The sequence below is a fragment of the Calidithermus terrae genome, assembly GCF_003574345.1.
Lineage (GTDB): Bacteria > Deinococcota > Deinococci > Deinococcales > Thermaceae > Calidithermus > Calidithermus chliarophilus.
The window spans coordinates 1-1,689 of sequence record NZ_QXDL01000394.1 but is presented as its reverse complement, the minus strand read 5'-3'; the positions used below and the strand labels follow the sequence as shown (position 1 = coordinate 1,689).

General features: G+C 70.3%; 2 protein-coding genes. Both read right to left on the bottom strand.

Annotated elements, in window-relative coordinates; translation table 11 throughout:
- Positions 1–105: 105 nt before the first annotated feature.
- Positions 106–750, bottom strand: coding sequence for a YggS family pyridoxal phosphate-dependent enzyme (locus tag Mterra_RS21075; RefSeq protein ID WP_119316856.1), 645 nt, complete (start codon positions 748–750; stop codon positions 106–108).
- 2 nt (positions 751–752) lie between these two features.
- Complete coding sequence (locus tag Mterra_RS21070; RefSeq protein ID WP_119316855.1) at positions 753–1,571, bottom strand: purine-nucleoside phosphorylase; 819 nt, start codon at positions 1,569–1,571, stop codon at positions 753–755.
- Positions 1,572–1,689 lie beyond the last annotated feature (118 nt).

The following is a 1,689-nucleotide window of genomic DNA, read 5'->3' as shown; positions in this document are numbered from 1 at the left end:
GATGGGGGGATAAACCCTCCCCGCGTGCGGGGAGGGTTGGGGAGGGGTTCCCCACGAGTCACAGGCCACGAGCCATTAAACCTGCTCGCCGCTGACGGGCCTGGCTCAATCCGGCTCGAAGATTGCCGTTCCCACGCGCACAATCGTGGCCCCCTCCTGCACGGCGACCTCGAGGTCGCCCGACATGCCCATGCTGCGCTCGGGGAGGGCGTAGCGGTCGGCGAGGCGGGAGAGCTGGGCGAAGACGGGGCGCACGGTCTCGGGGTCTTCGGTGTAGGGGGCCACGGTCATGAGGCCGCGCAGCTCGAGGCCGCTCAGATCGCGGAGCTGGGCGACGGCTTCGGGGAGTTCTTCCTCGAGGAAGCCGTGCTTCTGCGGCTCGCGCCCCACGTTGACCTCGGCCAGGACGGGCAGCACCTTGCCCTTCTCGCGGGCTTTGAGGTCGAGGGCCTGGGCCAGGCGCAGCGAGTCCACCGAGTGGACGAGGGCGAAGTCGAGCACGAACTTGGCCTTGTTGCGCTGCAAAGGCCCGATGAAGTGCCACTCCACGCCCCCCAGCTCGGCCATCTTGGGCAGGGCCTCCTGCACCCGCGACTCGCCCAGCGTGGAGTGGCCGTGCTCGAGCACGTGCCGGCGGATCTCCTCGACCGTGTGGCCCTTGGTGACCGCCACCAGCTTGACCGCGGCGGGGTCGCGCCCGGCCTGGCGGGCGGCCTGTTCGATGCGCTGCAGTACCCTCGCCAGGCCCATCGTCAGATCGCGGCCAGGATGCCGCGCACGAACTTGCGGAAGGTGGCCCCGCTGCGGGCGGCGACCTCGAGCACCTCCTGCTCGGTGGCGTGGTGGTCGCGGTCGGGGATGGCCATGTCGGTGATGGTGGAAAGCCCCAGCACCCGCGCGCCCAAGTGGCGCAGGGCGATCACCTCGGGCACGGTGCTCATGCCGATGGCGTCGGCCCCGATCTGGCGCAGCACCCGCAGCTCGGCGCGGCTGGCGAACTGCGGCCCGGGCCACCAGGAGTACACCCCCTCGCGCAGGGTGATGTCCTGGGCCCGGGCCACCGCACGGGCCTTGGCGATGAGCTCGGGGTCGTAGGCGTCGAAGGTCACGGGGAAGCGCGGGCCGAAGCGCTCGTCGTTAGGGCCGCGCAGGGGCGAGAGCCCGGCGTAGTTGATGTAGTCGAGGTGGAGCATCAGGTCGCCGGCGTTCCAGTTGGGGTTGAGCCCCCCCGCCGCCGAGGTGACGAAGAAGGTGCGGGCCCCCAGGAAGAAGCCCACGCGCTGGGGGAGCACCACCGCGTCGGCGTCGTAGCCCTCGTAGTAGTGCACGCGGCCCTTGTACGCGGCCACCCGCTTGCCCTCGAGGTGCCCCAGGATCAGCTTGCCCTCGTGCCCCGGCGCGGTCGAGCGCGGGAAGTGCGGCAATTCGGCGTAGGGCAGCACCGCCACGGGCTCGATCTCGTCGGCCAAGGGGCCCAGCCCCGAGCCCAGGATGATGCCGTAGTCGGGGACAAAGTCGGTGGTAGCGCGGATGTGTTGCACCGTCTCCTGGATCTGGTCGTAGCCTGCCATGAGGCCAAGATTACCATGCTGGAGGCAGGAAGCGGGGACTCGTGGCCTGTGGATTATGGCTCGTGGTAACCCCACCCCTGCCCACCCCGCTGGCGGGGAGGGTTTATCCCCCCTGCCC

What these genes read in the sequence shown, in the direction of transcription:
- Mterra_RS21075 (WP_119316856.1), bottom strand. Translation starts at nt 750, where the DNA reads ATGGGCCTGGCGAGGGTACTGCAGCGCATCGAACAGGCCGCCCGCCAG.
- Mterra_RS21070 (WP_119316855.1), bottom strand. Translation starts at nt 1,571, where the DNA reads ATGGCAGGCTACGACCAGATCCAGGAGACGGTGCAACACATCCGCGCT.